Source organism: Herbaspirillum sp. UBA812 (assembly GCF_002296545.1).
GTDB classification, from domain to species: domain Bacteria; phylum Pseudomonadota; class Gammaproteobacteria; order Burkholderiales; family Burkholderiaceae_D; genus Herbaspirillum; species Herbaspirillum huttiense.
The window spans coordinates 1-25,711 of sequence record NZ_DBIC01000407.1; the positions used below are offsets into that span (position 1 = coordinate 1).

Sequence of the window (25,711 nt, forward strand, 5' to 3'; positions counted from 1 at the left end):
GCGAAGGCGTCATGGGTGATCCCGACCACCTTGATGGGGAAGTCGCTGGGATACTCGATCAGGGATTCTTCAGGGGAAATAGTGGGCATAGTCATGGCAAACCGCCTTGGCGTTGTCCGCCTGGCGCTCCGGTTTCAATGCTCCCAAATGGGGATGAACAGGCCGGGTTCAAGCGGAGGTGTTGGGTGGGGAATGCCTGCATTCTACGCCATGCGGGCGGGGCGGCGTGCAGAAAGCGTCATCCGGCCCGGACGTCCGCGCCAGCAATCTGTTCCAAAATCTCCAACTATCGCGATTGATGAGCATGCGCTGCCGCACAAGACTCTGTGTCTTCCCGACAAGATGCGGTGTCCCATGCAAGTCAACCTCAAAATGCTCCAAGGTCGCTTTGAACGGGGGTATGCCCTCGACAAGCACTCCCTCTACAGTCTGCCGGCCGGGTACAACGCGGCAGGCCACATGCAATGGCACACGCGACGCACCGAAGCAGGCGAAGCTCTGTATCAGCTCAAATACCGGCAACAGCAGCGCTACGTCCTGCCATTGGCGCAGGCCGTGCAATCCCACATCCTGCCCTTGCTGCCGGGATTCGGCCTGATCGTGCCAATGGCTTCATCGCATGTTCGCCGTGTGCAGCCGGTCGCTGCCATCGCGCATGCGCTGGGACATCTGGTCGGCAAACCCGTATTGGCGCTGTTGAGCAAGGCCAAGGATGCAGCGCTTCTGAAAGACCTGCGGACGCGTGCAGAAAAAGACGCTGTGCTGGCCAATACGCTGATCCTGAATCGCCTGATCACCGGAGAAGGCCGCTGGGACACATTGCTGCTCGACGACTTGTACGATAGTGGTGCTTCGGTCGATGCTGCATGCGATACGCTGCGCGCGTATGAGAAAATCGGGGACATTTTCGTGGCAACGCTGACGTGGAGGTAAGCCCATGACTACCGTTTTCATTGCTGGCTCCATCAGCATACGGCATCTGCATCCCAAGGTCCGGGAAAGGATCATGAACATCGTGCGCCAGGAGTTCGAGGTGGTGGTCGGCGATGCCGACGGCGCTGACACGGCGATCCAGCACTTCCTGCACGCGATGGCTTACCGGCGCGTGACGGTCTTCTGCAGCGGGCAGGCGCCGCGCAACAATATCGGTCAGTGGCCCGTACGACGCATCCCTGCCACGCAGCGCCCGGGCACGCGTGCATTCTTCACGGCCAAGGATATCGCCATGGCCGACGTCGCCGATTCCGGGCTGATGATCTGGGACGCCAAAAGTACCGGCACGCTCGGCAACGTGATCGAACTGCTGAATCGCCAGAAATATTCCTGGGTCTTCATCGACCCGCCTACCCAATTCCTGGCAGTGAAGTGCGCAGAGAGGATCGAAGCCTTGCTCTCATGCATGAGCGCCGCAGCGCGTCTGCAAGCGCAGCGCAAGCTCGGGCTGGAACACAGGCTCCCTGCCCTGCATGTCAATGCAAAGCAATCCAACCTGTTCACGCAGGACGTGAGCGGCGCATTGCACGCCGCCCACTAGTTCCATCAAAGCCGTGCCTTGGCCGCCTGATACGCCGCATACACCTTGGCAAACACCGGCCCCGGCTGGCCGCTGCCGACTGGCTGGCCATCGAGCGTGACCACCGGCAGCACTTCCTTGCTGGCCGAGGAAATCATGAGTTCATCGGCCGCCAGCACTTCCTCACGCGTGATGCGGCGCGACTCCAGCACGATGCCCTGCTCGGCGCACAGCTCTTCTATCAGGCCATAGCGGATGCCTTCCAGGATCAGGTTGTCCTTGGGCGGCGCGGAAATCTTGCCATCCTTGACCACCCACACGTTGGAGGACGACGCCTCCGACAGATAGCCATCACGGAACTGGATCGCTTCGGTCACCTGATGCTCGGCCGCAAATTGCGCCGCCAGCACATTGCCCAGCAGCGACGTCGACTTGATCTGGCAGTTCAGCCAGCGGCGGTCTTCCATGCTCACGCAGGCCACGCCCTTCTCGATGGATGCAGCCGGCGGCAGGGCCATCGGATTGGTCATGATCAGCACCGTCGGCACCACCTCCTTGGGGAAGGCATGCGCCCGCTTGGCCACGCCACGGGTGACCTGCAGGTAGATCATCTGGTCGTCCAGACCATTGGCTTGCACCACCTGGTCGATGAGGGCATTCCAGCCGGCTTCGTCATGCGGATTCGGAATACCGATGCTGTCGAGGCTGCGGAACAGCCGCGCCAGGTGTTGCTGGCCGCGGAACGCCTTGCGGCGATACATGGGGATCACCTCATAGATGCCGTCGCCAAAGATGAAGCCGCGGTCCAGCACCGGCACGCGGGCTTCAGAGAGGGGCGTGAGTTCGCCGTTGAGGTAGACGATGGGATCGTTCATGATGGGCTTTCCGGTAATCGAGAGTGTTCAGGTGAAGGCGGCAACCGTGCCGCGATGAATCCATTCTGTCACGCGGCTTCCGGCGTCCCCATGCAAAAACGGTATAACGCCGCCCTGCCCTCACGCCGCTATCGGCAATGCCTCCACACGATGTCCGGCACCCTCGCCGGCGGCGGGCGGCACGAATTTCCAGCGCACGTCATGGAAGCGCGCCAGCGTCTCGCGGTGGGCGATGCTGATCACGGTCACGCCCGGCAGCTCGCGCGGCAAGGCGGCATAGAGCGCTTCCTCGGTCTCGCCATCCATGGCGCTGCTGGCCTCGTCCAGGAACACCAGGCGCGGACGGTTCAGGAACACCCGCACGAATGCCAGGCGCTGCTGCTCGCCCGGTGACAGCGCCTGGCTCCAGTTGGCCGCCACGTCCAGCCGCGATGCAAGATGCGCAAGACGGCACAAACCCAGGTAACGCGTAATGAGTGCATCCTCGAAACTGCCCTCGGCGGCGGGATACGAGAGCGCTGCACGCAGCGTGCCGATGGGCAGGTAACTGCGCTGGGGCAGGAACATCGCGGGCGCATCCTGCGGCAGCGCGATGCGGCCCTCGCCGTAAGGCCAGATGTCGGCCATGGCGCGGATCAGGGTCGACTTGCCGCAACCGGAAGGACCGCTGATGAGCACGTGTTCGCCCGACTCCACCCGCGCATCCAGGCGGCGCAGCATGAGGCTGCCATCGGGGAAGGACAGCTGCACGCCCTCCAGCGTCACCGCACTGCCGCCATGCTGCGTGACGGCCAGCGTGCGCGGCATGCCGGCAGCGCGTTCGACATCCGCGTGGAAGCCCGCCAGCCGGTTGATGGAAGCCTTCCAGCTGGCCAGCGTGGTGAAGGCATTGATGAACCACGACAGCGCATCCTGCACCTGTCCGAATGCATCGCTGATCTGCATCAGCACGCCCAGCGAAATGGCCCCGGAAAAATAGCGCGGTGCCGACACCAGCATGGGGAAGATCACCGCGAACTGCCCGTAGAAATTGACGGCGACGTTGAGCTTCTTGGTCAGCCGCATGATGTTCCACCAGTTCTCGCGGATGTCATCCAGCCGTGCGGTCAGCTGTGCGCGCTCCTGCGGCTCGCCGCGATACAGAGCCACGGCCTCGGCATGCTCGCGCACGCGGATCAGTCCGAAACGGAAATTGGCCTCGAAGCGTTCCTGGTTGAAGCTCAAACCCACCAGCGGGCGGCCGATCCACCACACCACACCGGAGCCGATGGCGGCATAGGCGATCACGAACCAGACCATGTAGCCGGGAATGACCCACGATTGCCCCAGCGCCGTAAAGGACAGCGGCCCGCTCACCGACCACAGGATGTGGATGAAGGAGAACAGCGTCACGCTGCTGGAAATGAAACCCAGCACCAGCGACAGCGTATCGCTGGTCAGCGCATGCAGGTCCTCGGCAATGCGCTGGTCTGGGTTGTCGGAGAGGCGGCCCTCCTGTCCCTGCTCGATGCGGTAGTAGGCGCGATGCGCCAGCCATCGGTCAAGGTAGCGCGTGCTCATCCAGTAGCGCCAGCGGATCTGCAGCGCCTGCTTCAGGTAGACGCTGTAAATGGCGATGGCCACGAAGACGAAGGCCAGCCCCGAGAACTGCCACAGCAGCGATTTGAACTGCGGATAGTCGCGCGACTGCAGCACGTTGTACATGTCGCGGTTCCAGGAATTGAGCCGCACGTTGATGTAGACCATGCCCAGGTTCAGGGCCAGGATGGCCAGCAGCAAGGCCCAGGCCTTCCACTTTTCTTCGGAAACCCAGAAGGGCTTGATGAGGCGCCATATCTCCGCGCGGGTCGCGCGATTGGCGTGGCTGGCCTGGCGGGCCGGTGTTTGTTCGGTCATGGCGAATCCTGTGGATGTTGTCCTCTTTGCTGCCCAGCTTGCCGCAAAAGACTTAACTCAGGCTTAAAGCTGCATCAGGAAGGCCCTGGAAAGCATTAAGGAACGCTTAATGCTTTTGCAATTGAGCATTAAGGGCTATGGAATGCATCGAAACAATCAATCCCGCACGCCCGTGAACAAGGCTAGACTGCGGTCTTCGCCGATATTGCCTTGCGTCAATGCTGCTCTTGGCAGCAGCGTGCATGGCCAGCGGCCCCTCTTTCGGAGAATTCCATGCAGACCCTTCCCCCCAAGCGCCGCTCGCTCAGCGTGGCGGCCCAACTGGCACTGAGCTTTGCGCTGGTGCTGGCGATGATGCTGGTGCTGACGGTGGCCAGCATTTCCAAGGTCAATGCCATCGAAGGCAGCCTGGCCACGGTGAGCGAGGACAACAGCGTCAAGCAGCGCTATGCCATCAATTTCCGTGGCAGCGTGCACGACCGCGCCATTGCCCTGCGCGACCTGACGCTGGTGGGCGATGGCGAGGTCAAGGACGTGATTGCCCTGATCAACAAGCTCGATGCCGACTACCAGCAATCGGCCCGGCCGCTCGATACGGTCTTCTCCACCATGAAGGTCAATGCGGATGAACGTGCCAGCCTGGAACGCATCAAGGCGGTCGAAGCCCGCACCATGCCGCTGGCCGCCAAGGCCATCGCCCTGCGCACCGCCGGCGATGTCGACGGCGCACGCCAGCTGCTGCTGACCCAGGTAAAACCGGCCTTCGTCGAATGGCTGGCCACCATCAATCACTTCATCGACCTGGAAGAACGCATGAGCCAGATCGAATCCGCCAAGGCCCGCAGCACCGCCCACGGCTTCCAGGCCTTCATCCTGGTGCTGCTGGGTGCCGCGCTGGTGGCCGGTGCCGTGCTGGCCACGCTGATCACCCGCAGCATCCGGGGTGCGCTGGGTGCGGAACCCGATGAGGTCAAGCAGCTGGCACTGGCGGTGGATCGCGGCGAGCTGTATCACGCCGCTGCCACAAGCCGCGCCGGCGACGGTGGCAAGCGCCAGAGCATCATGGCGGCGCTCTCCGAGATGAGCGGCAACCTGCGCAATACCGTGACCCATGTGCGCGATGCCGCCACCGGCGTGGCCACCATCAGCGCCCAGATCGCCGCCGGCAACAGCGACCTCTCGGCGCGCACCGAAGACCAGGCCGCCTCGCTGGAAGAAACCGCCTCGGCCATGGAGCAGCTCACCGCCACCGTGAAGCAGAACGACGGCCACGCCCGCGAAGCCAATCAACTGGCACGCAACGCCTCCGATATCGCCAAACAGGGCGGCGCCATCGTGGAAGAAGTGGTCGATACCATGGCGGCCATCAACAGCTCCTCGCGCAAGATCGTCGACATCATCGGCGTGATCGACAGCATCGCTTTCCAGACCAACATCCTGGCCTTGAATGCCGCCGTGGAAGCGGCCCGTGCCGGCGAACAGGGACGCGGTTTTGCGGTGGTGGCCACCGAAGTGCGCAACCTGGCCCAACGCAGTGCCGCCGCCGCCAAGGAGATCAAGCAGTTGATCGATACCTCGGTCGGTAATGTGGACACCGGTACCCGCCTGGTGGAACGCGCCGGCGAGACCATGGAGCAGATCGTGGCCAGCGTGCAGCAGGTCACCGATGTGATGGGCGAAATCTCGGCCGCCAGCCACGAGCAGAGCCTGGGCATCGAGGAAGTCAACAAGGCCATCGCGCTGATGGATCAGGTGACCCAGCACAATGCAGCCCTGGTGGAAGAAGCCACTGCCGCCGTAGCTACGCTGCAGGAGCAGGCCGTGAACCTGACGCGGGCAGTCGGTGTGTTCCAGCTGGACGCGCCCGATGCAGCCGGCCTGGTGGCAGCCCCGGCACCCGCGCCCTCGCCCGCACTCAACACCGTGCAGGTCCCTTTGCGCCTGGTGCCCAAGCTGGAAGTGGTGCGCAAGGCTGCGTGATCCAAAGCAGCAGTCAGCGTGATTCGTCGCACGGCGCAAGCAGGCTGACTGCACAAGGGCGAGGCCTTACATTACAGCTCGCCCAGGAATTGCTCCACAAACCCGCGCATCTTCTCCTGGCGCGCCTGCGCCATGGCTGCACCGGCAGCCGTCTGGAATCCTTCCTGCAAACGGAACAGCTTGGCCGGGAAATGATCCAGCGCATAGCGCGTATCCTGCAGCGGCCGTTGCTGCGCCTGCGGATCGAGCGCTTCATAGAGGCTCGATCCCATCCTCCCCGCCACATAGAAACAGCGCGCCACGCCGATGGCCCCGATGGCGTCCAGCCGGTCGGCGTCCTGCACGATCTTCGCCTCCAGCGTCAGCGGCGTGATCTGCGCCGAATAGCTGTGGGCCTGCACGGCATGGGCCACGCGCTGTGCCTCCTCCCGCGTCCATCCCAGTGACAGCAAAATCTCCTGTGCGCGCTGGGCAGAGAGCGTGGACGCCTGGCTGCGCAGCGGCGAATTCTTTTCCACCCGCACGCAGTCGTGCAGGATGACGGCCGCCAGCAGAATGCGCAGGTCGCCGCCCTCCTCGGCCTGCAGGCGGCGGGCGTTGTTCCATACGCGCAAGAGATGCGAGAGGTCATGCGAGCCGTCGCCGGCGTCATCCTCGACCTGCGGCAACAATTGTGCGGCCAGCGTGTCGAAGGGGCGGAAGGCGGCGGCAACCTGGGAAAGATTCATGATTCAAACAGATACAAGGGTGACAATTCATCAGTATCGCAGATCAATCGCAAGGGCCGGAAAACGCGTCCTGGTTTACCATTCCGATTTTCCGACAAGTGTTTTCCCAGGGCTCTGCTACACGCAAGCCGGTCGCATGTGAGATGATGCGGCTTCCATCAATTTCGCGGCCTGCCCCGGGATCACGATAGCGGCCCTGCTGCCGCAGCGATCTGCCCGCCGCGCGTGAACGGCGTACCGCACGCGCAACATTCCCTTCCGGTACGCCACAGTAACAACGCCCGACCGCGCCGCTACACTGGTGGCTGCCTCGCTGGCAGTCTGCCTGTCGCACCGCCGTCGGCCCTGATCCGATTTTTGGAGTTCCCTGATGTTCAGCTGGTTTGAAAAACTGGTCCACCCCTACCCCGAGTCGCAACCGGTGCCGCCACCGCGCGGCTTCATGCGCTTCATCTGGTTCTGTACCAAGGGCGTGCGCCCCTACATCGCCGCCATGACCCTGATGACGGCCGTCATCGGTGTCTTCGAGGCACTGCTCTTTGCTGCGCTCGGCCGCATCGTCGACTGGCTGTCCAAGATCGAGCCGGCGCAGCTGTGGGCGCAGGAAGGCCATACCCTGGTGTGGCTGGTGGTGATCCTGGCGGCCAGTCCGCTGCTGATCGCGCTGCAGACCATGTACAAGCACCAGACCCTGGCAGGCAATTTCCCCATGCTGCTGCGCTGGAATTTCCATCGCCTCATGTTGAGCCAGAGCATGAGCTTCTACCAGAACGAGTTCGCCGGACGTGTCGCCACCAAGGTCATGCAAAGCGCGCTGGCGGTGCGTGACTTCTGCATGATCGTGGGCGACATCCTGGTCTTCATCGCCATCTACTTCGCTACCCTGATCGGTGTGGTCGGCAGCTTCGACATGTGGATGCTGGCCCCCTTCTTCATCTGGCTGGCGGCCTTCGCGGTGGCCTTGCGCTACTTCGTGCCGCGCCTGTCGGCGGTGGCCCGCAACCAGGCCGATGCGCGTTCGCTGATGACCGGACGCATCACCGATGCCTATACCAACATCGCCACCGTGAAGCTGTTCTCGCATGCCGGGCGCGAGGCCGATTACGCCCGCAGCGCCATGCGCGAATTCCTCACCACGGTCAATCGCCAGATGCGCCTGGTGTCGGGCTTCGAGGTGGTCAATCACATCCTGAACATGGTGCTCATCATCGGAGCTACCGGGGTCTCGCTGTATCTCTGGACCCAGGGCAAGGTCGGCATCGGCGCGGTGGCGGCCAGTACCGCCATGGCGCTGCGCCTGAACGGCATCGCGCACTGGGTGATGTGGGAAATGTCGTCGCTGTTCGAACACGTGGGTACCGTGCAGGATGGCATCAACACCCTGGCGCGTGCGCACGAGGTCAAGGATGCGGCCGATGCCAAACCGATCAAGGTCAGCCAGGGCGAACTGCGCTTTGAGGGCGTCAGCTTCAGCTATGGCGGCTCGGCCCCGCGCCCGGTGGTGGACAAGCTGGACCTGGTGATTCGCCCCGGCGAAAAGATCGGCCTGGTGGGCCGCTCCGGTGCCGGCAAATCGACCATCGTCAACCTGCTGCTGCGCTTCTACGATATCGAGGGCGGCCGCATCACCATCGATGGCCAGGACATCGCCCACGTCACGCAGGACAGCCTGCGCGCGCAGATCGGCATGGTCACGCAGGATACTTCCCTGCTGCATCGCTCGGTGCGGGAGAACATCACCTATGGCCGTCCCGATGCCAGCGATGCCGAAATGATCCACGCCGCTGAACGGGCCGAGGCGCATGACTTCATCGGCACCCTGGCCGATGCCAAGGGCCGCACCGGTTACGACGCCCACGTGGGCGAGCGCGGCGTGAAGCTTTCCGGTGGGCAGCGCCAGCGTATCGCCATTGCCCGCGTAATGTTGAAGGATGCGCCGATCCTGCTGCTGGACGAAGCCACCAGTGCGCTCGATTCGGAAGTGGAAGCAGCCATCCAGACCTCGCTCTACAAGCTCATGGAAGGCAAGACCGTGGTGGCCATTGCACACCGCCTCTCGACCATTGCGGCCATGGACAGGCTCATCGTGCTGGACCAGGGCCGTATCGTGGAGCAAGGCACGCACGCTGAACTGCTGGCCGCCGGTGGTTTGTATGCGCGCTTGTGGTCGCATCAGAGTGGCGGCTTCCTCGGTGAAGAGGAAGAGGAAGAGGATGCTGCCGTGATGGCGTAATGGCGCAAAGGCGTAACGCCTGATTTTTATAAATGATTTAGATCATTTCTGACTGCTGCAAAAAAAAATGGGCGCACTGTCGAGTGCGCCCATTTTTCTTTCCTGCCCGGCTTTATTGCAGATTGAATGAAGCCGTCTTCACGTCCTTGGAATCCAGTCCGATCTGCACCTGGAATTCGCCCGGCTCGGCCACGTATTCCAGCTTGGCGTTGTAGAAGGACAGTGCCTTGCGGTCGATGCTGAACTGCACCTCTTTCTCTTCACCCGGCTGCAGCATCACCTTGCGGAAATCCTTCAACTCCTTGACCGGACGCACCACTGACGCGGCCACATCGCGGATGTACAACTGCACCACCGTGGCCCCCGCGCGGCGGCCCGTATTCTTCACCGTCACGCTGGCCTGCACCTTGCCATCAGCCGTCATGGTCGGCTGCGACAGGCGCACTTCAGAGAGCTTGAACTCGGTGTAGCTCAGACCGTATCCGAACGGATACAGCGGGCCATTGGGTTCATCGAAGTACTGCGAGGTGTAGTTGCCCGGCTTGCCTTCGGTATAGGGACGGCCCACGCGCGGATGGTTGTAGTAGCTCGGGATCTGGCCAACCGAACGCGGGAAGGTGATGGGCAGCTTGCCGGAAGGATTGACGTCACCGAAGAGCAGGTCGGCAATCGCATTGCCGCCCTCGGTGCCGGTGTACCAGGTTTCCAGAATCGCCGAGGCGTTCTCGCGCGCCCAGTTCAGATCCAGCGGACGACCATTCATCAGCACCAGCACCAGCGGCTTGCCGGTGGCCTTCAGGGCCTTGAGCAGATCCAACTGGCTCTGCGGCAACGACAGCGACGTGCGGCTCGAAGATTCATGCGACATGCCGCGCGATTCGCCCACGGCCGCCACGATCACCTCCGCATTGCGCGCCGCCTTCACGGCCTCATCGATCATGGCCTTGGGGCTGCGCTTGTCCTGCACCACTTCCGGATCATCCCAGTTCAGGAAGTTGAGGTAATCGACGACGTGCTTGTCTTCGGTGATGTTGGCACCGCGTGCGTAGACCAGCTTGCCCTGCCCGCCCATCGCCGCCTGCAAACCCTGGCGCAGGGTGATGGTCTGCTTGTCCTTGCCGGCGGCGGACCAGCTGCCCAGCATGTCGATGTGCGAATCAGCCAGCGGGCCGACCAGCGCGATGCGCGCATTCTTCTTCAACGGCAGTGCGGCATTGCGGTTCTCCAGCAGCACCATGGACTGCTGCGCCACTTCGCGCGCATCGCGGCGATGCAGGCGGCTGTCGGCATAGACATCAGCCGGATCATCGGCCGCACGGCCGATGCGCACATACGGATCCTTGAACAGGCCCAGGTCGTACTTGGCCCCGAGGATGTCGCGCACGGCGTTGTCCAGCTCCTGCTGTGAGACCTTGCCCGAGCGCACCAGCTCCGGCAATTGCTTGATGTAGACCTGGTCGGCCATGCTCATGTCGGTGCCGGCCTTCATGGACAGGCGCGCGGCTTCACTGTCGTTCTGCGCCACGCCATGGTTGACCAGTTCCGTGATGGCACCGTGGTCAGATACGGTCAGTCCCTTGAAGCCCCAATCCTTGCGCAACAGGTCCTGCAGCAGCCAGGTGTTGGAGGTGGCCGGTGCGCCGTTGATGGAATTGAGCGCCACCATGACGGCCCCCGCGCCCGCATCGATGGCGGCACGATACGGCGGCAGGTAGTCGTTGTACATGCGCTGCGGGTCCATGTTGACGACGTTGTAGTCACGTCCGCCTTCGACCGCACCGTACAGCGCAAAATGCTTCACGCTGGCCATGACGCGGTTGGCGGCGATGGGCTTGGTGTCGCCCTGCGAGGCGCGCACCGAGACTTCGGCAATGCGCGAGACCAGGTAAGGATCTTCACCAAAGCCTTCAGACGTGCGGCCCCAGCGCGGATCGCGGCTGATGTCGACCATGGGTGCGAAGGTCATGTCGATGCTGTCGGCCGCGGCTTCTTCGGCGGAGATGCGCATGGCGCGTCCGACGATGTCCATGTCCCAGCTGGAGGCCAGCCCCAGGCCGATGGGGAAGGTGGTGCGGTGGCCATGGATGACGTCATAGGCGAAGAACATCGGGATCTTCAGCCGCGAGCGCATGGCCCCGTCCTGCAGCGGACGGTTCTCGGGACGGGTCACGGAATTGAAGGTGCCACCGACGCGCCCGGCGGCCAGTTCCTCGGCCAGTTTCTTGGCGGGCATTTCAGGACCGATGCTGATCAGGCGCAACTGCCCGATCTTTTCTTCCAGCGTCATCTGGCGCAGCAGGTCGTCGATGAAGGCAGTCTTGTCGCCGAGCAAGGCGGGATTGGCTTGCGCGTGGGCGGCCGGGCCGGTGAGCGCGGCGCTGCAGGCCAGCGCGCACAGGGTCATGGCCAGGGCCAGGCGGGGACGGCGCGCGGGCGCGGCTTGCCGCTCGGTAAGCTTGTGGGACACGGGTTTCCTCTCTCTTTTTTAAACTTTGGCGGCAGTCTGCCCTCTACTCTGTGACCTGCACAAGCGGGACAGCAGCCGGAGCGGCGGGAGCAATTATTGCTAGCGTTGTTTGATGCTTAGCCAGCCGGACGGTTCGCTATATTATTCTGTTTTGATGCCTGCGGGACACGCAGGCGCATGGCGGCGACGAGGGTCTCATGCCCGCGCGCCGCTTCTTCGTGGAGAAATGCATTGATCAGACATGGATTGAAATGGCCCCTGCTGCAGGGCCTGGTACTCTCGGCATCCCTGCTGGCGGCCTCGGTACAGGCACAGAGCGCGCAGGGCTTCGACCTCAACCAGGCGGTGGCACGCGCGAAGGAACTGGCCGCCAAGCCCTATCAGAAGCCGGTGAGCAATCTCTCGCCGACCTTCGCGGCGATGCAGTTCGCCGATTACATGAAGATCCAGCCCAAGAGCGAGAAGTTCGAATGGCGCGACCAGAAGACCCCCTTCAAGCTGGCCTTCTATCACCAGGGCATGCAATTCAATGCCCCCGTAGCCATCCACGAAATCATCGATGGCCGCGTGCAGGACGTGGGCTACAGCACCGACCGCTTCAACTTCGGTGACCTGGCGCTGGCCAAGGACAGCACGGCGCACCTGGGCTATGCGGGCTTCCGCGTGGTCTATCCCCTCAATCGCGATGACAAGGAAGACGAGGTCATGAGCGTGCTGGGCGCGAGCTACTTCCGCGTGATCGGCAAGGGACAGGTGTACGGACTCTCGGCACGCGGACTGGCGATCGATACCGCCATGATGAGCGGCGAAGAATTCCCGCACTTCACCGAGTTCTGGATACAGCGCCCGGCCCCGGGCGAAAAGCAGCTGACCTTCTACGCGCTGCTGGATTCGCCGCGTGCAACCGGCGCCTACAAGTTCACGCTCACGCCCGGCAAGGATGCCCTGCTCGATGTGCAGGCCCGCGTGTTCCTGCGCGCCGAGGTGGGCCGCCTGGGCATTGCGCCGCTGACCAGCATGTTCCTGTTCGGCCCGAACCAGCAATCCTCGCGCCGCAACTTCCGTCCTGCCATTCATGATTCCAACGGACTGGCGATCCACACGGGCAATGGCGAGTGGCTGTGGCGTCCGTTGAACGATCCGCAGAACGTGGAAGTGAGTTCCTTCGAGGTCAGCAATCCGCGCGGCTTTGGCCTCCTGCAGCGTGGCCGCGAATTCTCTTCCTATGAAGACCTGAAGGACCGCTACGACCTGCGTCCCTCGGCCTGGATCGAACCCAAGGGCGACTGGGGCAAAGGTGCCGTACAGCTGGTCGAAATCCCGACCGCCGACGAGACCAATGACAACATCGTGGCCTACTGGGTGCCTGCGCAACAACCCGCACGCGGCACGCCGCTGGCTTATGACTATCGCATCCACTGGACCATGGATGAACCTGCCATCCTCAACAATGAAGTGGGCTGGGTGAAGCAGACCTTCCATACCGATGGCGAACTCACGCAGGCCAACCTGATCCGCGCCTTTGACGGCACCACGGCCTTGCTGGTGGACTTCACCGGTGGGCCGCTGGGTTCCCTGCCCGCAGGGACGGCGGTACAGCCGCAGGTGAATGTTTCCAACAATGGCGAACTGATCGATGCCCAGCTGCAGCCCAATCCGGCCATCAATGGCTGGCGCCTGACGCTGCGGGTGAAGATTCGCAACGTGGCGCAGGCGGTGGAATTGCGCGCCGCGCTGACGGCCAACGGCAAGCCGCTCACCGAGACCTGGAGCTATCAGCTGCCGCCGCGTTCGGATGTGCAGCGGACTTTCTGATGTCGGCGTAAATTATTTATATCAATAAAAAAGGGGCTGTTCCGAATGGAGCAGCCCCTTTTGCTTTGGTGCAGAAAGATGATGCGATCAGCTCTCCACCGACTCCCCGCGCAGGCGTGCGATGACGCCATCGAGCGCATCGAGGTCGTTGAAGTTGATGATGAGCTGCCCCTTGTTGCGGGCACCGGTCTTGATGCTGACCTGGGTGGCCAGCAGGTCCGAGAGTTCTTCTTCCAGGCGCGCGATGTCGCGCGACTTGTCCTTGGCTTCACGCGGCTTGGCGGCCTGCTCGGCGCTGGCGCGGGTGACCAGTTTCTCGGCATCGCGCACCGACATGCGCTTGGCCACGATCTGGTTGGCCAGCTGGATCTGGGTCGCCGAATCGACGGCCAGCAGCGCACGCGCATGGCCCATGTCGATGTCGCCGGCCATGAGCATGGTCTGCACCGGCTTGGCCAGGTTCAACAGGCGCAGCAGGTTGGAGACCGCACTGCGCGAACGTCCCACGGCCAGTGCCGCCTGCTCGTGGGTGAAGGCGAAATCGGTGATGAGGCGATGGATGCCCTGGGCTTCTTCCAGGGGATTCAAATCCTCGCGCTGCATGTTTTCGATCAGGGCCATGGCGGCCGTGGTCTGGTCGTCCACGTTCTTGACCAGCACCGGCACCTCGGTCAGCCCGGCGATCTTGGCCGCGCGGAAGCGGCGTTCGCCGGCGATGATCTCGTAGGTATCTTTCCCGTTCTTCTGGCCGATGGCGCGGATCAGAATGGGCTGCAGCAAACCCTGTTCCTTGATCGAGGCCGCCAGTTCATTGAGCGCGCCTTCATCCATGCGGGTACGCGGCTGATACTTGCCAGCCTGCAGTTCAGTCACGGCCATCACCGTGGGCAGGCCCTGCGCAGCTTGCGCCTGGGCTTCTTCAGTGATGTCGGAGGAGCCGCCGAGAAGCGCGTCCAGTCCGCGTCCCAGACCCTTGGATTTTTTCGGTAGAGTTGCCATGCGATTGCCTGATGAAAACGATGCGTGATTACGGCGTTGGGAGGTGCTGCCATTGGAGCGTGAATTCAGGCGTCAATTCGCGTATGAATTCACGCCTGAATTCGCGCTGTGATCAGCGCCTGAATTACAGCGTCTTGATGCGTTCAACCATTTCCGCGCCGAAGGCGATGTAAGCCTGTGCGCCCTTGGACGAAGGATCGAAGGTCACCCCCGGCAAACCATACGAAGGCGCTTCAGCCAGTCGCACATTGCGCGGGATGACGGTCTTGAAGACCTTGTCGCCGAAGTGCTGTTCCAGCTGGTCCGAGACCTGCTGCGACAGCGTCATGCGTGGATCGAACATCACGCGCAACAGGCCGATGACTTTCAGTTCCGGGTTCAGCTTGGCGTGCACTTTCTTGATGGTGTTGACCAGGTCCGACAAGCCTTCCAGCGCGTAGTACTCGCACTGCATCGGGATGATGACGCCATGCGCCGAGCACAGCCCGTTCAGGGTCAGCATCGACAGCGCAGGCGGGCAGTCGATGAGGATGAAGTCATACTCATCGGCGACGGCGGCGAAGGCGATTTTCAGGCGCGCTTCGCGCTGTTCCAGCTCCACCATTTCCACTTCGGCACCGGCCAGTTCGCGGTTGGCGGGCAGCACGTCGAAGCCGCCGGCCTCCGAACGCTTGCGTACGGCGCGGATGTCGGACATGCCCAGCAGCACTTCATAGATCGAGCCTTCCAGCGTCGACTTGTTGATTCCCGCCCCCATGGTGGCATTGCCCTGCGGATCGAGGTCGGCCAGCAAAACGCGCTGGTTCAGTTGTGCCAGTCCAGCCGCGAGATTGACTGCGGTAGTGGTCTTGCCTACGCCACCTTTCTGGTTGGCGACACAAAATATTTTTGCCATAGTTCGTTCTTATGAGTGCGTTATTGCGTGGTCAACTTGATGCCGAAACCGATCAGGAACACGCCGGCTGCCCGTGAAGCCAGCTTGGCGATGGTGCGATTGCGGGCCATGCGGCGCGCGGCGGCATTGCCGACGATGACCAGGAAACTGCCATACAGGAGGGTGCAGCTGCTGATGACTGCGCCCATCGTGAAGAAGGTCAGCGCGCCTTGCTGCGTGGCCGGATCCAGGAACAGCGGGAAGAAGGCCATGTAGAACACGATGGCTTTCGGGTTGAACAAGGTGACCAAAAAGCCGCGCCGGAAATCTGCGGCATTGGAAAAGGGTACGACTGTACCACCGCCCTCGCCTCTTGCAAACAGGAGACGTCCGCCCAGGTAGGCCAGATAGGCCGCGCCCAGGTATTGCAGGCCGTGGAACAGCAAGGGATTGGCATGCAGCAAAGCGGCCACGCCGGCTGCGGCCAGGAACATCAGCACGATGTCGCCCAGCATGAGACCCGCCTGCGCCATGAAGCCGCCGCGCAAGCCGCCCTTGGCCGCGCAGGTGAGCACGCAGAAGGTACCGGGACCAGGCAGGAGCAGGAACACCATGGTGGCCGCAATCAGTTGCCAGATGTCGGTGATGCCGAGGGAATGAAAGATCGCCTGCATGGTGGGTCTCCTTGAATGTGAGCGGCCCGGGTTGCTGCCCGGGCCGCTCGCCTGATGTGAGGTACCGTGTTACGGCTTGCTCTTGACCACCCGCGCGGTATCGAACCCTTGCTTGGTGGCGTTGTTGAGTGCGTTCTCGTATTGCTCGTCACTGATGGTGGGCGTGCGCGAGAGGATCCACAAATATTCGCGCGAGGGGCTGCCCACGGTGGCCAGGGTGTATTGATCGTCCAGGTCCATGATCCAGTAGTCACCCCACACCATCGGGATCCAGGACAGCCAGGCCGGCGCAAAGCGCACTTCCAGCTTGCTGTTGTTGCTGCCCGGGACCACCCGCGCCACGCCCTTGGCTTCATCCATGCCATCGGCCGTCTTGCAGCGGTTGACGACATCGATCATGCCATCATCCCGCGCGGAATACTCGGCGCTGGTGCCGGAAATGCATTTTTTCTGGAAGCTGTTGGGAATCTTGGCGATTTCGTACCACTTGCCGGCGTAACGCTTCAGGTCTACCGAAGGGACCGTCTTGACCTCCTGGGCGGAGGCGGATGCCATGCCCAGGCCGCCATAGGCTGCCATCGAGACCATGGTGGCCACCAGGGCCAGTTTCAGTTTGTTCATCAGGTCGTTCTTTCCATGAAGATGAGATGCCGTTCGGCATCCAGGCCCGGTACCTGCAGGGGCTGCACTTGCTGCACCTTCCACCCCGCCGGCAACCGGTCGATTTCCTCCTGCGGCAGCACGCCCTTGAGCGCGATGTACTTGCCACCTTGTTGCAGGAGGTGGTTCGACCATGTGACGAAGTCCTTCAGTTCCGCAAACGCACGCGAAGTGATGACATCGTATTGTTGCTCGACAGGCAACTGCTCGACCCGGGCATGCAGCACCGTCACATTGCCCAGGTGCAATTGGGCCTTCACTTGATTGAGGAAGGCGGTTTTCTTCGAGACCGTATCGACCAGGGTAATCTGCATCTGCGGCTGCGCCTCGGCCGCCCAGATAGCCAGCACGATGCCCGGCAGGCCACCGCCGGCACCCACATCCAGCACACGCTGGGCACCGGCGAAGGCCGACACCGCCGAGAGCGAATCCAGCAGATGGTGCGTCACCATCTGCGCCGGATCACGCAAGGCGGTCAGGTTGTAGACCTTGTTCCACTTGGCCAGCAGGGCCTGGTATGCCATCAGCTTGTCGATCTGGGCAGCGGAGAGCGCCAGGTCCATGGCCGTGGCGCCTTCCTTCAGGGTGCGGGTCAGATTGTTCAGGTCTGCAGTGTTGCTCATCCGTGATGCCTTGGTATTGATCTGGTTCGGGACGGGTGTCCGGTATTTTTCTTCACGCCGCCTGGTTGTCAGCGCCAGTAGCCTGTTTCAGGCCACCCTTCTTCAGGTGCACCAGCAACAGCGACAGCGCCGCCGGGGTCACGCCGGAAATGCGGGAAGCCTGGCCCAGGGTTTCCGGGCGATGCTTGTTGAGCTTCTGGCGGACTTCGATGGAGAGTGCCTTGACGTCCATGTAGTCGAGGTCGGCCGGCAGCTTCAGGTTTTCATTGTGATCCTGGCGGCTGATCTCGTTGGCCTGGCGCGCGATGTAACCGGCGTACTTGACCTGGATCTCGACCTGTTCCCGCACCGGGCCCTCTTCGATGCCGGGGCCGGCCAGCGCCTGGCCTTCGGTGCCGGTCAGTCCCATGAGGCTGTCATAAGTCACGTTGGGACGGCGCAGCAGGTCCAGCAGGTTGTATTCGCGCTCGATGGCCTTGCCCAGCACGCGCTCGGCTTCCGCGGCGGCCAGGATGCGCGGGTTCACCCAGGTCGACTTCAGGCGATCCATTTCACGTGAAACGGCTTCACGCTTGCGCTCGAAGGCTTCCCATTGCGCATCGCCGACGCAGCCGAGTTCGCGGCCGATTTCGGTCAGGCGCAGGTCGGCATTGTCTTCGCGCAGCGAGAGGCGATACTCGGCGCGGCTGGTGAACATGCGGTACGGCTCCTGCACGCCCTGGGTGACCAGGTCGTCGACCAGCACGCCGAGGTAGGCTTCATCGCGGCGCGGGGTCCAGGCTTCACGGCCCTGGGTCTGCAGGGCGGCGTTGATGCCGGCCAGCATGCCTTGGGCGGCCGCTTCTTCATATCCGGTGGTGCCGTTGATCTGGCCGGCGAAGAACAGGCCCTGGACCTGGCGGGTTTCCAGCGAGGACTTCAGGCCGCGCGGATCGTAATAGTCATATTCGATGGCATAGCCGGGACGCAGGATGTGGGCGTTTTCCATGCCCTTCATCGAGCGCACCAGCTCCAGCTGCACGTCGAACGGCAGGCTGGTGGAGATGCCATTGGGGTAGAACTCGTGAGTGGTCAGGCCCTCGGGTTCCAGGTAGATCTGGTGCGAATCCTTGCTGGCGAAGCGGTGGATCTTGTCTTCAATGGAGGGGCAATAACGCGGGCCCACGCCTTCGATGACGCCGGTGTACATGGGGCTGCGATCCAGCCCGCCACGGATGATGTCGTGGGTGCGGCTGTTGGTATGGGTGATCCAGCACGGCATCTGGCGCGGGTGCATGGCGGCATTGCCCATGACGGAGAACACCGGTACCGGATCGAGATCACCCGGCTGCTCTTCCAGGATCGCCAGGTTGATGGTGCGGCCATCGATGCGCGGCGGGGTGCCGGTCTTCAGGCGGCCCTGCGGCAGCTTCAATTCCTTCAGGCGCGCCGACAGCGAGACCGCAGGCGGATCACCGGCACGGCCACCGGAATAATTGTTGAGGCCCACGTGAATCTTCCCGTCCAGGAAAGTCCCGGCGGTCAGCACCACGGCGTGGCCGGCAAAGCGGATACCGGCCTGCGTGATCGCGCCGACGACGCGGTCGCCTTCCAGCATCAGGTCATCCACGGCCTGCTGGAACAGCCACAGGTTAGGCTGATTTTCCAGGCGCGAGCGGATCGCTGCCTTGTACAGGATACGGTCAGCTTGGGCGCGGGTGGCGCGCACGGCCGGGCCCTTGGACGAATTCAGGATGCGGAACTGGATGCCCGCCTCATCGGTGGCAATCGCCATCGCCCCACCCATGGCATCGACTTCCTTGACCAGGTGGCCCTTGCCGATCCCGCCGATGGAGGGATTGCAGGACATCTGGCCCAGGGTTTCGATGTTGTGCGTCAGGAGCAGGGTTTTCTGGCCCATGCGTGCTGCGGCCAGTGCAGCTTCGGTGCCGGCGTGACCGCCGCCAACGACGATGACGTCAAATTGTGTGGGGAATAGCATGATGCGGGCCTCGCGTAGAGGTGAGAACAGAGGCGAGATTATAAGACCTTTTATCTGACGGGGTCGGAGGCAGGGTCCGTAGCTGTTGGTTTACCGCACTTCCCTGCCTGCCAAACACTATCGGCGTACCGATTCGATAGTCTTGGCTGATCAATGAAACATCGATGGGGATTGTTTCACGTGGAACAGTGCGCTGGATTTTGTGGTTGAAGCAGGAATATGAATAAAAAAACGGAGCATCGCGCTCCGTCTTTTTAGGTCAGGTGACGGACGTTTCACGTGAAACATCCGGTGAAGTTCTCTACCCTACTTGAGGAAAGCGTCGTAACCCGACTTCAGGATCAATGCGCCCACCACGACCAGGAACAGCTTGCGAACGAAGACGCTGCCGTGCTTCATCGCCAGCCGCGTGCCCACCAAGGAGCCCCCAATGTTGAACACCGCCATCAACAAACCCAATTGCCAGATGACGTGACCGCTGTACCCGAACCAGCACAAGGCCGCCAGGTTGGTCGCAATGTTGACGAACTTGGAGACGGCCGAGGCTGACAGGAAGTCATAGCTGAAAACGCGCACGAACAGGAATACCAGGAAGCTGCCCGTACCTGGACCGAACACGCCGTCATAAAAGCCCACTGCCCCACCGATCAGCGCGGCGTAGATGATTTCCCGGGTGCCGCTCAGCGTGGGCGCATGGGTGGTACCGAAGTCCTTCTTCTTCAACGTGTAGAGTGCAACGGCGATCAGGACGAAGGGCAAGGCCTTGCGAATCAGCTCGGTCGGGATATGGGTGACGACATAGGCCCCGAAGAAGGAAAAAGCAAAGGCTGCCATGGCAGCTGGCGTCACGGTGCTCCACCGCACCGCGACCTTGCGCGCGAAGTTGATGGCAGCTGCACTCGTGCCCATCACGCCGGCCACCTTGTTCGTTCCCAGCAAAGTCGCCGGAGCAGTATTGGGAAAGACTGAGAACAGGGTCGGCACCAACACCAGTCCGCCGCCGCCCACCACGGCATCGATCAAGCCGGCAACGAAGGCCGCGCCACACAACACTACATAATCCAGCATCACTTGCCCTCCCCGGTCGACGTGAAGAAATGAACTGCCAGATCGGCAAAGGATGAAACAGGGCTGAACATGGGATGAGGGCGATGGATAAACGGTGAAATGAAGAATGGATCAGGCGGGCCACATTCTACCGCCCTGCCCCGGCTGGCATCAGCCACAGAGATGACGCTTCGCGCACTGTTGCGGAACACATCCCTGCTGTTCTGGCTGGCCCGTCATGAAGACAAAAAATTACCGCCGGGAAATCACCCTCAGGTGACTTGCCGGCGGCAGATGAAGTTTTAAGCTTCAGCGGATAACTAGTGCGATCCCTTGGCCTGCCCCTTCCCGGCCAAAGCCAGGATCTCGCCCACGATGCCTTTGCGGAATGCCAGCACGCAGACGATGAAGATGAAGCCGGTCACAATCGTCACCGAATCTCCCAGGGTATTGAACCAGTCGATGCTGGTGACATTGGCCAGCCAGGCACCGATATCCCCCAGCTTGTTCTCCAGCATGATGATGATGATCGCGCCGACGATGGGACCGACAATGGTACCCAGGCCACCGACCAGGGTCATCAAGACCACCAGGCCGGACATGCTCCAGTGCACGTCGGTCAGTGTCTCGAAGCCCAGCACCAGCGTCTTGGTGGCACCCGCCAGACCCGACAAGCCCGCCGACAGCACGAAGGCCAGCAGCTTGTAGCGCGCCACGTCATAGCCCAGCGAGATGGCACGCGGCTCGTTCTCCTTGATGGCCTTGAGCACCTGGCCAAACGGGGAATGGATGGTCCGCACGATCAGCGCAAAGCCTGCCACCGCTATCGCCAGCACGACGTAGTACAGGGTCATGTCGCTGCTCAGGTCGATCATGCCCAGCAGCTTGCCGCGCGGCACGCCCTGCAAGCCATCCTCGCCACCGGTGAACGGTGCCTGCAAGGCCACGAAGAACAGCATCTGCGCCAGCGCCAGCGTGATCATGGTGAAGTAGATACCCTGGCGGCGAATCGCCAACAGTCCCATCACCAGGCCGATCAAGGCACCGGTCAAGGTCCCGATGATCAGGCCCAGCTCGGTCGGCAAACCCCACACCTTCAGCGACTGGCCGCACAGGTAGCCGGCCCAGCCGAGGAAAGCCGCATGGCCGAAGGACAACAGGCCGGTGTAGCCGATCAGCAGGTTGAAGGCGCAGGCGAACAGTGCGAAGCACAGCATCTTCATCAGGAACACCGGGTAGATGCCGAACGGTGCCGCCAACAACAATATTAGTAAAACAGCAATTCCGATTTTCTTGTTCATGCCGGTCTCCGATTATTTCTCTTTGCCGAACAGGCCGGCCGGACGGACCATCAGGACGATGGCCATGACGATGAAGACCACGGTGGCCGACAGCTCCGGGTAGAACACCCGGGTCAGGCCTTCGATCAGGCCCAGCACCAGACCGGTGATGATCGAACCGAGGATGGAGCCCATGCCGCCGATGACCACCACCGCGAAGACGGTAATGATCAGGTTGGAACCCATCAGCGGCGACACCTGGATCACGGGCGCAGCCAGCACGCCAGCGAAGGCCGCCAGCGCTACGCCGAAGCCGTAGGTCAGGGTCACCATCAGGGGCACGTTGATGCCGAAGGCTTCCACCAGCTTGGGGTTCTCGGTGCCGGCGCGCAGGTAGGCGCCCAGGCGCGTCTTCTCGATCACGAACCAGGTGGCGAAGCAGATCACCAGCGAGGCCACCACGACCCAGGCGCGATAGTTGGGCAGCACCATGAAGCCGAGGTTGGTCGCGCCCTGCAGCAGGTCAGGCACCGAATACGGCTGGCCCGAGACGCCATAGATGGAGCGGAAGATGCCCTCGATCATGAGCGTGATGCCGAAAGTCAGCAGCAGCCCGTAGAGGTGGTCCAGCTTGTAGAGCCAGCGCAGCATCGTCTTCTCGATCACGATGCCGAACAGGCCTACCAGGATCGGTGCCACGATGAGCATGACCCAGTAATTGAGACCGAGATAGGTCAGGCCCATCCAGGCCAGGAAAGCGCCCAGCATGTAGAGCGTGCCGTGCGCGAAGTTGATCACGTTGAGCAAGCCGAAGATCACCGCCAGGCCCAGCGAGAGCATGGCGTAGAAGGAGCCGTTGACCAGGCCCAGCAGCAGCTGGCTCAACAAGGCTTGCAGGGGTATGCCGAATAGTTCCATAAAAACCCGTTCATCCAGATGGGTGAAGAACGCCACCGCTTACAGCAAAAATCTGCCATCCCCGCGTGAACAGAAATGACAGATTTTGCTGGCTGTGCGATGGCCTTACTGCTTGATGCGTGCAGCTCGATGCGAAAGGATTACTTCCAGGCCGCGCACTTGGATTCGGCCTTGGTGGTCCACGCCTGCTCTGCCGGAATGGTCTGCACCAGCTTGTAGTAGTCCCACGGGTACTTCGAATCCGCCTGGGCCTTCACCTGGTACAGGTACATGTCGTGCACCACGCGGCCGTCGGCGCGCAGGTAGCCGTTCTTCTGGTACATGTCGTTGAACTTGGCCTTGCGCAGCGCAGCCATGACCTTGTCGGAATCATCGGTACCGATTTCCTTGACGATCTTCAGGTACTGCAGCGCGGCCGAGTAATCGCCGGCCTGCAGGGAAGACGGCATTTTCTTGCGCACGGCGAAGTAGCGCTTGGCGAAGGCACGGGTTTCCTCGTTGGCATCCCAGTACCAGCTGTCGGTCAGGTACAGGCCTTCGGTGTTCTTCAGGGTCAGCGAGTGCACGTCGTTGATGAACACCAGCAGACCCGCCAGCTTGGCCGTCTTGGTGATGCCAAACTCGTTGGCGGCCTTCACCGAATTGATGAAGTCGCCACCCGCGTTGGCCAAGCCGATGATCTGGGCCTTGGAGCTCTGTGCCTGCAGCAGGAAGGAGGAGAAGTCGGAAGCGCCCAGCGGGTGCTTGACCGCGCCCACCACGGTGCCGCCGGAGGCCTTCACGACGTTGGCGGTATCGGATTCCAGCGAGTGGCCGAAGGCATAGTCAGCGGTCAGGAAGAACCAGCTCTTGCCGCCCTGCTTCACCACCGCCGAACCGGTGCCCTTGGCCAAGGCCACGGTGTCGTAGGCGTAGTGCACGGTGTAGGGCGAGCACTCTTCATTGGTCAGGCGGGCCGTGCCGGCGCCGACCGAGAAATACACCTTCTTCTTTTCGGCTGCGACCTTGGCGCTGGCCAGGGCGGTGCCGGAGTTGGTGCCACCGATCAGCACATCCACGCCCTGCTGGTCGAACCATTCACGGGCCTTGCTGGCGGCCACGTCGGCCTTGTTCTGGTGGTCGGCCACGACCAGTTCGATCTTCTTGCCGTTGATGGAACCGCCCATGTCGGCGATGGCCATCTTGATGGCTTCCGCGCCACCCTGGCCGTCGATGTCCGAATACACGCCCGAGATATCGGTAATGAAACCGATCTTGATCACATCCCCCGAGATCTGTGCCGAAGCCGGCGCGGTCGCGAATGCCGCAGCTGCTGCGGTAACGGCCAGTGCCATTGCCTTGAGTTTCATTTTCATCTCCTCTGTTATGAAGCCCGCTTGATGATTTCGATGCGAGACAACTTGGTGGAACGGGGAGAGGATCGCTCACCCCGCGGACGTACTTGTTGGCAGTACTTCTTAGTCGTGAAGCTGGTGATACCGGAAAAATCTGGAGGCCGCCCTCGGCAGTGCAGTGCAATGCCGAGGCGCGATGCTTAAACGCCGAGCAGTTCGTTCAGGGTCTGCATCTTCGCTTCCAGCTGGGAGGAAGCGAAGGATTCGACGATCTGGCCGTGTTCCATCACATAGAAGCGATCTGCCAGCGGCGCGGCGAAGCGGAAGTTCTGCTCGACCATGACGATGGTGTAGCCCTTGGCCTTGAGCGTGGTGATCATGCGGGCCAGGGCCTGCACGATGACCGGCGCCAGGCCTTCGGAGATCTCGTCGAGCAGCAGCAGGCGGGCACCGGTGCGCAGGATGCGGGCCACCGCCAGCATCTGCTGTTCGCCACCGGACAGGCGCGTGCCCTGGCTGTTGCGACGTTCCTTCAGGTTGGGGAACATCTCGTAGATCTCGTCGATGGACATGCCCTTGTCGGTCTTGGAGACGAAGGGCGGCAGCATCAGGTTTTCTTCGGCCGAGAGCGAGGAGAAGATGCCCCGCTCTTCCGGGCAGTACCCCACGCCGTAGTGGGCGATCTTGTGGGTGGCCAGGTTGATGGTTTCCTGGCCGTTGATCTTGATCGAGCCCTTGCGGGTACCGACCAGGCCCATGATGGAACGCAGCGTGGTGGTGCGGCCGGCGCCATTGCGGCCCAGCAGCGTCACCACTTCGCCCTGGTGGACGTTGAGGTTGACGTTGTGCAGGATGTGCGATTCGCCGTACCAGGATTGCAGATCACTGATCTGCAGCACCAGCGGCGCGGAAGAAGAGGACGTCGTCATGGCAGCAGCATTCATGGTGGCGGTACTCATCAGTGAGCCCCTTGCAGTTCGGCCGAGGTGCTGCCCATGTAGGCTTCCATCACCTGCGGATTGCGCGAGACTTCTTCATAGCTGCCTTCGGCCAGCAGCGCGCCGCGTTGCAGCACGCTGATGCGGTCGCAGATGCCGGAGATCACGCTCATGTTGTGCTCCACCATCAGGATGGTGCGGCCGGCCGAGACCTTCTTGATCAGGGCGGTGACACGGTCCACGTCTTCGTGGCCCATGCCCTGGGTCGGTTCGTCCAGCAGCATCAGTTCCGGCTCCATGGCCAGGGTGGTGGCGATCTCCAGGGCGCGCTTGCGGCCGTACGGGAGGTCCACCGTGGTGGTGCGGGCAAAACTGGTCAGGTCCACTTCTTCCAGCAGCTGCATGGCGCGCTCGTCGAGCTGCTTCAGGCTCTCGCCGTTCTTCCAGAAATGGAAGGACGTACCGAGCTTGCGCTGCAGGCCGATGCGCACGTTTTCCAGCACGCTCATGTGCGGGAAGACAGCAGAAATCTGGAAGGAACGAATGATGCCCTGGCGCGCGATCTGCGCAGGCGCATCCATGGTGATGTCTTTGCCGTTGAACAGGATCTGGCCCGAGGTCGGGACCAGGAACTTGGTCAAGAGGTTGAAGCAAGTCGTCTTGCCGGCACCGTTGGGGCCGATCAAGGCATGAATGTGACCGCGCTCAATTTGCAGGTTGACCGCGCTTACTGCCGTGAAACCCTTGAATTCCTTCGTCAGGTTTCGTGTCTCCAGAATGACGTCTGTCATGGTCTCTTCTTTCCCTTTGATGCCCGCGCCGGTGGATCCGGTCGTCAAGGCCTGCCTGCTGCAGAACACTGAATCTTTTGGATTC

Annotated in this window: 21 protein-coding genes and 1 pseudogene; 5 read left to right on the forward strand and 17 right to left on the reverse strand. The window is 62.1% G+C overall.

The window, feature by feature from the left end; translation table 11 throughout:
* Window positions 1-95: pseudogene (locus B3873_RS26445) on the reverse strand (DUF493 family protein); the annotation flags it as partial.
* A 97-nt stretch (window positions 96-192) separates the two neighbouring features.
* Between B3873_RS26445 and B3873_RS26450 the strand changes: the two are divergent.
* Window positions 193-933: a ComF family protein gene (locus B3873_RS26450; protein ID WP_286870087.1), complete on the forward strand. Its 741-nt coding sequence runs from the start codon at window positions 193-195 to the stop codon at window positions 931-933.
* Between the two features lie 73 nt (window positions 934-1,006).
* Window positions 1,007-1,534 carry a hypothetical protein gene (locus B3873_RS26455; RefSeq protein WP_286870089.1) on the forward strand — a complete coding sequence of 176 codons (528 nt, stop codon included), beginning with the start codon at window positions 1,007-1,009 and terminating at the stop codon, window positions 1,532-1,534.
* A gap of 5 nt (window positions 1,535-1,539) precedes the next feature.
* Here the strand turns inward: B3873_RS26455 and B3873_RS26460 are convergent, their stop codons facing one another.
* Together B3873_RS26460 and B3873_RS26465 are read right to left on the reverse strand one after the other, a co-directional pair.
* On the reverse strand, window positions 1,540-2,388 hold the full coding sequence (locus tag B3873_RS26460; protein WP_286870092.1) for a D-amino acid aminotransferase: 849 nt from the start codon (window positions 2,386-2,388) through the stop codon (window positions 1,540-1,542).
* A 120-nt stretch (window positions 2,389-2,508) separates the two neighbouring features.
* Complete coding sequence (locus B3873_RS26465) at window positions 2,509-4,284, reverse strand: ABC transporter ATP-binding protein/permease (protein ID WP_134223969.1); 1,776 nt, start codon at window positions 4,282-4,284, stop codon at window positions 2,509-2,511.
* A gap of 273 nt (window positions 4,285-4,557) precedes the next feature.
* Here B3873_RS26465 and B3873_RS26470 point away from each other — a divergent pair, with 273 nt between their 5' ends.
* On the forward strand, window positions 4,558-6,264 hold the full coding sequence (locus tag B3873_RS26470; protein WP_286870094.1) for a methyl-accepting chemotaxis protein: 1,707 nt from the start codon (window positions 4,558-4,560) through the stop codon (window positions 6,262-6,264).
* Window positions 6,265-6,335: 71 nt separating this feature from the next.
* On the opposite strand, the gene B3873_RS26475 is transcribed toward B3873_RS26470, so the two are convergent.
* Complete coding sequence (locus B3873_RS26475) at window positions 6,336-6,992, reverse strand: HD domain-containing protein (RefSeq protein WP_252697482.1); 657 nt, start codon at window positions 6,990-6,992, stop codon at window positions 6,336-6,338.
* 370 nt (window positions 6,993-7,362) lie between these two features.
* Between B3873_RS26475 and B3873_RS26480 the strand changes: the two genes are divergently transcribed.
* On the forward strand, window positions 7,363-9,225 hold the full coding sequence (locus B3873_RS26480) for an ABC transporter ATP-binding protein (protein ID WP_286870096.1): 1,863 nt from the start codon (window positions 7,363-7,365) through the stop codon (window positions 9,223-9,225).
* 112 nt (window positions 9,226-9,337) lie between these two features.
* Here B3873_RS26480 and bglX read toward each other — a convergent pair whose 3' ends face one another.
* Window positions 9,338-11,692 carry a beta-glucosidase BglX gene (gene bglX, locus B3873_RS26485; protein WP_286870098.1) on the reverse strand — a complete coding sequence of 785 codons (2,355 nt, stop codon included), beginning with the start codon at window positions 11,690-11,692 and terminating at the stop codon, window positions 9,338-9,340.
* A gap of 258 nt (window positions 11,693-11,950) precedes the next feature.
* Between bglX and B3873_RS26490 the strand changes: the two genes are divergently transcribed.
* Window positions 11,951-13,507, forward strand: a complete 1,557-nt coding sequence (locus tag B3873_RS26490; protein ID WP_084320321.1) for a glucan biosynthesis protein G — start codon at window positions 11,951-11,953, stop codon at window positions 13,505-13,507.
* Between the two features lie 87 nt (window positions 13,508-13,594).
* Here B3873_RS26490 and B3873_RS26495 read toward each other — a convergent pair whose 3' ends face one another.
* From B3873_RS26495 to B3873_RS26550, 12 genes are all read right to left on the reverse strand, one after another.
* The gene (locus tag B3873_RS26495) at window positions 13,595-14,506 is read right to left on the reverse strand and encodes a ParB/RepB/Spo0J family partition protein (RefSeq protein WP_034335237.1); all 912 of its coding nucleotides are present in this window, start codon (window positions 14,504-14,506) and stop codon (window positions 13,595-13,597) included.
* A 124-nt stretch (window positions 14,507-14,630) separates the two neighbouring features.
* Window positions 14,631-15,401 (reverse strand): ParA family protein, encoded by a 771-nt coding sequence (locus tag B3873_RS26500; RefSeq protein WP_286870100.1) that lies wholly within the window; start codon window positions 15,399-15,401, stop codon window positions 14,631-14,633.
* A 20-nt stretch (window positions 15,402-15,421) separates the two neighbouring features.
* Entirely contained in the window at window positions 15,422-16,054 is a 633-nt protein-coding gene (gene leuE, locus B3873_RS26505; RefSeq protein WP_134223976.1) for a leucine efflux protein LeuE, read from the reverse strand.
* Between the two features lie 69 nt (window positions 16,055-16,123).
* Window positions 16,124-16,675: a lipocalin family protein gene (locus tag B3873_RS26510; RefSeq protein WP_034335245.1), complete on the reverse strand. Its 552-nt coding sequence runs from the start codon at window positions 16,673-16,675 to the stop codon at window positions 16,124-16,126.
* The gene (gene rsmG / locus B3873_RS26515) at window positions 16,675-17,337 is read right to left on the reverse strand and encodes a 16S rRNA (guanine(527)-N(7))-methyltransferase RsmG (protein WP_209534985.1); all 663 of its coding nucleotides are present in this window, start codon (window positions 17,335-17,337) and stop codon (window positions 16,675-16,677) included. Before rsmG ends, B3873_RS26510 begins: the two co-directional genes overlap by 1 nt.
* A 52-nt stretch (window positions 17,338-17,389) precedes the next feature.
* Window positions 17,390-19,318: a tRNA uridine-5-carboxymethylaminomethyl(34) synthesis enzyme MnmG gene (gene mnmG / locus B3873_RS26520; RefSeq protein ID WP_286870103.1), complete on the reverse strand. Its 1,929-nt coding sequence runs from the start codon at window positions 19,316-19,318 to the stop codon at window positions 17,390-17,392.
* A gap of 306 nt (window positions 19,319-19,624) precedes the next feature.
* Window positions 19,625-20,386: a sulfite exporter TauE/SafE family protein gene (locus B3873_RS26525; protein ID WP_286870106.1), complete on the reverse strand. Its 762-nt coding sequence runs from the start codon at window positions 20,384-20,386 to the stop codon at window positions 19,625-19,627.
* A 299-nt stretch (window positions 20,387-20,685) separates the two neighbouring features.
* Window positions 20,686-21,666 carry a branched-chain amino acid ABC transporter permease gene (locus tag B3873_RS26530; protein ID WP_209534983.1) on the reverse strand — a complete coding sequence of 327 codons (981 nt, stop codon included), beginning with the start codon at window positions 21,664-21,666 and terminating at the stop codon, window positions 20,686-20,688.
* 12 nt (window positions 21,667-21,678) lie between these two features.
* Window positions 21,679-22,563, reverse strand: coding sequence for a branched-chain amino acid ABC transporter permease (locus tag B3873_RS26535; protein ID WP_039782924.1), 885 nt, complete (start codon window positions 22,561-22,563; stop codon window positions 21,679-21,681).
* A 140-nt stretch (window positions 22,564-22,703) separates the two neighbouring features.
* Complete coding sequence (locus B3873_RS26540; protein WP_134223978.1) at window positions 22,704-23,912, reverse strand: ABC transporter substrate-binding protein; 1,209 nt, start codon at window positions 23,910-23,912, stop codon at window positions 22,704-22,706.
* 185 nt (window positions 23,913-24,097) lie between these two features.
* Window positions 24,098-24,856, reverse strand: coding sequence for an ABC transporter ATP-binding protein (locus B3873_RS26545; RefSeq protein ID WP_371925508.1), 759 nt, complete (start codon window positions 24,854-24,856; stop codon window positions 24,098-24,100).
* Window positions 24,856-25,626: an ABC transporter ATP-binding protein gene (locus B3873_RS26550; protein WP_034335283.1), complete on the reverse strand. Its 771-nt coding sequence runs from the start codon at window positions 25,624-25,626 to the stop codon at window positions 24,856-24,858. Before B3873_RS26550 ends, B3873_RS26545 begins: the two co-directional genes overlap by 1 nt.
* Between the last annotated feature and the right edge of the window lie 85 nt (window positions 25,627-25,711).

What these genes read in the sequence shown, in the direction of transcription:
- B3873_RS26450 (WP_286870087.1), top strand. Translation starts at nt 193, where the DNA reads ATGCCTGCATTCTACGCCATGCGGGCGGGGCGGCGTGCAGAAAGCGTC.
- B3873_RS26455 (WP_286870089.1), top strand. Translation starts at nt 1,007, where the DNA reads ATGAACATCGTGCGCCAGGAGTTCGAGGTGGTGGTCGGCGATGCCGAC.
- B3873_RS26460 (WP_286870092.1), bottom strand. Translation starts at nt 2,388, where the DNA reads ATGAACGATCCCATCGTCTACCTCAACGGCGAACTCACGCCCCTCTCT.
- B3873_RS26465 (WP_134223969.1), bottom strand. Translation starts at nt 4,284, where the DNA reads ATGACCGAACAAACACCGGCCCGCCAGGCCAGCCACGCCAATCGCGCG.
- B3873_RS26470 (WP_286870094.1), top strand. Translation starts at nt 4,558, where the DNA reads ATGCAGACCCTTCCCCCCAAGCGCCGCTCGCTCAGCGTGGCGGCCCAA.
- B3873_RS26475 (WP_252697482.1), bottom strand. Translation starts at nt 6,992, where the DNA reads ATGAATCTTTCCCAGGTTGCCGCCGCCTTCCGCCCCTTCGACACGCTG.
- B3873_RS26480 (WP_286870096.1), top strand. Translation starts at nt 7,363, where the DNA reads ATGTTCAGCTGGTTTGAAAAACTGGTCCACCCCTACCCCGAGTCGCAA.
- B3873_RS26495 (WP_034335237.1), bottom strand. Translation starts at nt 14,506, where the DNA reads ATGGCAACTCTACCGAAAAAATCCAAGGGTCTGGGACGCGGACTGGAC.
- B3873_RS26500 (WP_286870100.1), bottom strand. Translation starts at nt 15,401, where the DNA reads ATGGCAAAAATATTTTGTGTCGCCAACCAGAAAGGTGGCGTAGGCAAG.
- leuE (WP_134223976.1), bottom strand. Translation starts at nt 16,054, where the DNA reads ATGCAGGCGATCTTTCATTCCCTCGGCATCACCGACATCTGGCAACTG.
- B3873_RS26510 (WP_034335245.1), bottom strand. Translation starts at nt 16,675, where the DNA reads ATGAACAAACTGAAACTGGCCCTGGTGGCCACCATGGTCTCGATGGCA.
- rsmG (WP_209534985.1), bottom strand. Translation starts at nt 17,337, where the DNA reads ATGAGCAACACTGCAGACCTGAACAATCTGACCCGCACCCTGAAGGAA.
- mnmG (WP_286870103.1), bottom strand. Translation starts at nt 19,318, where the DNA reads ATGCTATTCCCCACACAATTTGACGTCATCGTCGTTGGCGGCGGTCAC.
- B3873_RS26525 (WP_286870106.1), bottom strand. Translation starts at nt 20,386, where the DNA reads ATGCTGGATTATGTAGTGTTGTGTGGCGCGGCCTTCGTTGCCGGCTTG.
- B3873_RS26530 (WP_209534983.1), bottom strand. Translation starts at nt 21,666, where the DNA reads ATGAACAAGAAAATCGGAATTGCTGTTTTACTAATATTGTTGTTGGCG.
- B3873_RS26535 (WP_039782924.1), bottom strand. Translation starts at nt 22,563, where the DNA reads ATGGAACTATTCGGCATACCCCTGCAAGCCTTGTTGAGCCAGCTGCTG.
- B3873_RS26540 (WP_134223978.1), bottom strand. Translation starts at nt 23,912, where the DNA reads ATGAAACTCAAGGCAATGGCACTGGCCGTTACCGCAGCAGCTGCGGCA.
- B3873_RS26545 (WP_371925508.1), bottom strand. Translation starts at nt 24,856, where the DNA reads ATGAGTACCGCCACCATGAATGCTGCTGCCATGACGACGTCCTCTTCT.
- B3873_RS26550 (WP_034335283.1), bottom strand. Translation starts at nt 25,626, where the DNA reads ATGACAGACGTCATTCTGGAGACACGAAACCTGACGAAGGAATTCAAG.